The organism is Pseudomonas sp. AGC41, assembly GCF_057334555.1.
The window spans coordinates 1-4,839 of sequence record NZ_JBHFJB010000104.1 but is presented as its reverse complement, the minus strand read 5'-3'; the positions used below and the strand labels follow the sequence as shown (position 1 = coordinate 4,839).

Below are 4,839 nucleotides of genomic sequence, written 5' to 3'. Positions count from 1 at the left end.
GTGTCAGACACTTCAACCGCAACTGACACACCGCATTCGCGAGCAGGCTCGCTCCCACATCAGTGTTTAGTGGGTTCAGGCGGTTACGGCCTGCTCCACCAGCTGGCCATTCTCGATGCGAACATGTCGCCCATGGAACCGTTTCAAACTGCTGCGATGGCCGACGCTGATGATGCTCAAGCCTGGCAACTGGTCGAGCAAAGCCTGGTACAGCGTCGCCTCGTCTTCTTCATCCATCGCCGAAGTCGCTTCGTCCATGTACAACCACAGTGGCGCGTATAGCAACGCCCGGGCAAAGGCCAGGCGCTGTTGCTCGCCCGGCGAGAGCATGCGTTGCCAATGGTTGCTTTCGTCCAGCCGCGAAATCAGATGCGGCAGGCGACAGGTTTCCAGCACCTGTGCATAACGTTCGTTGGGGTAGATGTCGCCCGCTTGTGGATAACTCAGCACTTCGCGCAGGCTGCCAATCGGCAGGTAAGGCTTTTGCGGCAGGAACAGGTAACGCGCCGCAGGCAGCAAGATGCTGCCGTGCCCAGCGGGCCACAAGTGCCCCATCGCCCGCAGCAAGGTGGATTTGCCACTGCCGGAACGCCCGCTGAGCATCACCCGCTCGCCCGGCTCGACGTTCAGTTCAGCGTGTGTCAGCAAATGGCGACCGTCGCTCAGGTCCAGCCCGAGGTTGCGGACTTTCAGTTCATTGCCCTGGTTTTGCACATCGATGGCCGGTACCCGGTCTTCGTTGTCGCTCATGGCCTGGCAGAAACTCAGCAGACGGTCACAGGTGGCGCGCCACGCGGCAAGCGAGGCGTAAGCATCGATGAACCAGCTGAAATTCTCCTGCACATTGCCGAACGCCGAGTTGATCTGCATCAGCTCGCCCAACTGGATCTTGCCGGAAAAATACCGCGGCGCAGCGACGATGAATGGAAAGATGATCGCGATCTGCCCATAACCTGAAGTAAAAAACGTCAGGCGCTTGGACACGCGCATGATGTCCCAGAAATTGTGCCACACCAGGCCGAAACGCTCGCTCAGGCGGCGGTTCTCGTTGGGTTCGCCGTTGTACAGCGCAATGCTCTCGGCGTTTTCCCTCACCCGCACCATGGAGAAACGCAGGTCGGCTTCGAAGCGCTGCTGGTTGTTGTTCAGGCCGATCAGGCGTCGACCGATCAGATGCGTCAGCCAACTGCCCACTGCCGCATACAGCAGCGCGCACCAGAACATATAGCCAGGAATCGTGTAGCCGAACACTTCGATACTGCCCGACACGCCCCACAGAATGATCGAGAACGACACCAGGCTGACCACGGTACGCAGCAGCCCCAAGCCCAGGCTCAATGTCGTGGAAGTGAAGCTGTTGAGGTCTTCGGAAATCCGCTGGTCAGGGTTGTCAGTGTAGCCGCCCTGCTCCAGCCGGTAATAATTCTTGTCGTTCAGCCAGCGGGCAAAATGCTGCTCGGTGAGCCAGGCTCGCCAGCGAATCGTGAGCATCTGGGTAAGGTACAGACGATACACGGCGCCGAGAATCGCCACCGTGGCGATGCCGCCGAAATACAGGATCAACTTCCAGAACGCTTCGCTGTTCTTTTCCTGCAGGGCGTTATAGAAATCCTTGTACCAATTGTTCAGCCACACCGAAATCGCCACGCTGAACAGCGACAGCGCAATCACGGCGATCAACAGCGTCCAGGCCTTGCCCTTCTCCTCACTGCGCCAGTATGGCGTGGTCATTTGCCAGACACGGCGGAAAAACTGGCCGCGCACCGCGTCATTGACCGCGGAATATTCAGCGTTCTGATTCATGGTTAAGGCTCGATAAGGGGAAAACTCGGGCCGATCATAAAGCAACGGCCCGATGTGTCGCGAGGGTCGACAGCATTCGTTCAGCGCAGGTTCAGCGACGTACCGGACGCTTCTGCAGTTTGCGCTGCAAGGTCCGCCGATGCATGCCCAGGGCGCGGGCCGTGGCGGAGATGTTGCCTTCGTGCTCGGTCAGCACTCGCTGGATGTGTTCCCACTGCAGGCGGTCCACCGACATCGGGTTTTCCGGCACCAGGGTGTCCAGGTCGGCGTGCTCGGACAACAGCGCGGCCAGCACGTCGTCGGCGTCGGCCGGTTTGCACAGGTAATTGCAGGCGCCGCGCTTGATCGCTTCGACCGCCGTGGCGATGCTCGAATAACCGGTGAGGATCACCACGCGCATTTCCGGGTCCAGCTCCAGCAGCTTGGGCAGCAACACCAGCCCAGAGTCGCCGTCCATCTTCAGGTCGAGGGCGGCGTAGTCCGGCAGGTCGGCCTGGGCGATGGTCAGGCCCTCTTCGGCGGAGCCGGCGGTGCTAACGCGAAAACCGCGTCGGGACATGGCCCGGGCCATGACGCGGGTGAAGGTGGCGTCGTCGTCCACCAGTAACAGGTGCGGCAGTTCTTCGCCGTCGACTTGGATCTCGTCACTCATATTCGTCTCCTCGGTCGGCATGGGGCAGGCGCAGCTCGGTGAGCGTGCCGCCCTCCTCATGGGGGTAGAGTTTCACCGAGCCGCCGGCGCGTGTCACGCTGGCCTTGCTCAAAAACAGGCCGAGGCCGAAACCCTTGCCCTTGGTGGTGTAAAACGGTTTGCCGATCTGCTCGGCAATCGCCAGCGGCACACCGGCGCCGTGGTCGCGAATGCAGATCGTCAATTCATAGGCGTTCCAGTCCAGCACCACTTCCAAGCCTTCGGGACAGGCGTCGGCGGCGTTGTTCAGCAGGTTCAGCAAGGCCTGGGTCAGGTCCGGCGGCGGCGCCATGCGCGGCACCGTGCCCTGGCCCAGGCACTGGAAGCGATAACTGGCTTCGGGGCGCATCAGGTGCCAGCGATTCAAGGCCTCGTCGAGCCAATCGGTGACGTCCTGCATTTCGATGGCCAGCCGGCGGTTCGCCTCGGCGGCACGCACCAGGTATTGCAGGGTTTCCTTGCACAGCTGGACCTGGTCCTGCAGCACGCCGAGGTCTTCCTGCAATGCCGGATCATGATGGTCTTGGCGCATTTCCTTGAGCAGCACGCTCATGGTCGCCAGCGGCGTGCCCAATTCATGGGCGGCGCCGGCGGCCTGGGTCGCCACGGCCAGCAGTTGCTCGTCGCGCAGGCCCTCTTCGCGGCGAATCGCCCGCAGCTCTTCCTGGCGACGCAGCTCTTCGGCCATGCGCGCGGCAAAAAACGTGATGACCGCCGCGGCCAGGGCAAAGCTCAGCCACATGCCGTAGATCTGCAGGTTCTCCCGGGCGATAGGGAAGGTTTCCAGCGGATAGAACCGCGCCAGCAGCAGCGTATACAACGCCAGGGCGATGCCGGACAGGATCAGCGAAAAACGCCACGGCAGCGTCACCGCCGCAATCGTCAACGGCACCAGGTAATACGACACGAAGGGGTTGGTCGAGCCGCCGGAGAAATACAGCAGCGCACTGTGGATAAACAGGTCGCAGGCCAGTTGCACAGCGTATTCAAGCTCGGTCACCGGCCAGGACGTGCGCAGGCGAATCGCCGTCAATGCGCAGAGTACGCTGGAGCACACCAGGGTAATCGCCAATTGCAGCCAGGGCAGCGGCAGCAGGTCGAACCAATAGGCAAGCCCCACGGAGCCGGCCTGGGCCGCGAGGACTAGAATGCGGATGAATGTCAGACGCCAGAGGTTCTGGCGCGAAGCGGAAGTCATTTGCAAAGGGGCGAGCATGAGCTCTCCTGATGAGCGCTCCAGGCGGATCGCACGGAGTATAACCAAGGCGCGGCAGGCAGAGGCAGATATGCGGCAAAGCGCCACAGCCCTGAAGGCTATATATCCCCTGCGCCACAAAAGCCACTCACCCGCAATCTGTATAGAAGTTGTAACTGTGCGAACCCGCTCATAAAAGCTAGAGTCTTATCGTTCACGCAGGCTCGGAACCTACCCCTGCGCATCATCCCTAGGAGCTTTCATGCACACGTTCAGTCGCCCCGCCGCCCTGCTCGCCCTCAGCCTCGGCACCGTCGCCAGCCTGCCGGCCCTGGCCGCCGATGAGCTGCACTACAACCAGATTTCCCTGCACGCCGAAGCCAGCCAGGAAGTGGCCCGCGACCTGATGATCGTCACCCTCTACACCGAGGAACAGAACACCGACCCGGCCAAACTCGCCGCCGCCGTCAGCACCACGCTGAACAAAGCCATCGGCCAGGCCAAGCAAGTCAAGGACATCAACCTGCGCCAGGGCAGCCGCAACAGCTACCCGGTCTATGACAACAAGGGCGGGAAAATCACCGGCTGGCGCGAACGCGCCGAGCTGCGCCTGGAAAGCGCCGACTTCGCCGCCCTGTCCAAACTCACCGGCGAACTGCTGGGCGACATGAAAATGGCCGGCATGGACTTCGCCATCGCCACCGCCACCCGCCAGACCAGCGAAGACGCCCTGCTCAAGGACGCCGTCAACGCCTTCAAGGCCCGCGCCCAACTCGCCACCGAAGCCCTGGGCGGCAAGGGCTACAAGATCGTCAACCTGAACTTCAACACCAACGGCTACCCACAACCGTACATGCGCCCGCAAATGATGATGAAAGCGGCGTCGATGGATGCCGAGTCGGTGACGCCTGAGGTGGAAGCGGGCACCAGCAAAGTGACGATGACCGCGGATGGGGTGGTTGAGGTGTTGATGCAATAACGTTGGCGGTTGGTTCAGCCAGCTCGCTTACTGGCTGAACCACAAAACCTGTGGCGAGGGAGCTTGCTCCCGCTGGGTCGGTCCGACGCTTCGGGCGCAGCAGCCCCCAAACCAGACACCTCGGTGTATCAGATGGATGGAGTCGCTGCTGTTGGGGCCGCTTCGCAGTCC

The 4,839-nt window shown here is 61.7% G+C and carries 4 protein-coding genes; 1 reads left to right on the top strand and 3 read right to left on the bottom strand.

Annotated elements, in window-relative coordinates; all coding sequences use genetic code 11:
- Positions 1-75: 75 nt before the first annotated feature.
- The 3 genes from ACE04F_RS17630 to ACE04F_RS17620 all read right to left on the bottom strand — a co-directional run bounded on the left by ACE04F_RS17630 (position 76) and on the right by ACE04F_RS17620 (position 3,710).
- Positions 76-1,803, bottom strand: a complete 1,728-nt coding sequence (locus ACE04F_RS17630) for an ABC transporter ATP-binding protein/permease (protein WP_486108672.1) — start codon at positions 1,801-1,803, stop codon at positions 76-78.
- Positions 1,804-1,894: 91 nt separating this feature from the next.
- Complete coding sequence (locus ACE04F_RS17625) at positions 1,895-2,455, bottom strand: response regulator transcription factor (RefSeq protein ID WP_003177957.1); 561 nt, start codon at positions 2,453-2,455, stop codon at positions 1,895-1,897.
- Positions 2,448-3,710 carry an ATP-binding protein gene (locus ACE04F_RS17620; RefSeq protein ID WP_305496839.1) on the bottom strand — a complete coding sequence of 421 codons (1,263 nt, stop codon included), beginning with the start codon at positions 3,708-3,710 and terminating at the stop codon, positions 2,448-2,450. Before ACE04F_RS17620 ends, ACE04F_RS17625 begins: the two co-directional genes overlap by 8 nt.
- Before the next feature lie 241 nt (positions 3,711-3,951).
- On the opposite strand from ACE04F_RS17620, the gene ACE04F_RS17615 reads away from it, so the two are divergent.
- Positions 3,952-4,668 (top strand): SIMPL domain-containing protein, encoded by a 717-nt coding sequence (locus ACE04F_RS17615; RefSeq protein WP_486108669.1) that lies wholly within the window; start codon positions 3,952-3,954, stop codon positions 4,666-4,668.
- Positions 4,669-4,839 lie beyond the last annotated feature (171 nt).

Excerpts from the sequence above, each read along its gene's own strand:
- ACE04F_RS17630 (WP_486108672.1), bottom strand. The coding sequence starts at position 1,803 with ATGAATCAGAACGCTGAATATTCCGCGGTCAATGACGCGGTGCGCGGC.
- ACE04F_RS17625 (WP_003177957.1), bottom strand. The coding sequence starts at position 2,455 with ATGAGTGACGAGATCCAAGTCGACGGCGAAGAACTGCCGCACCTGTTA.
- ACE04F_RS17620 (WP_305496839.1), bottom strand. The coding sequence starts at position 3,710 with ATGCTCGCCCCTTTGCAAATGACTTCCGCTTCGCGCCAGAACCTCTGG.
- ACE04F_RS17615 (WP_486108669.1), top strand. The coding sequence starts at position 3,952 with ATGCACACGTTCAGTCGCCCCGCCGCCCTGCTCGCCCTCAGCCTCGGC.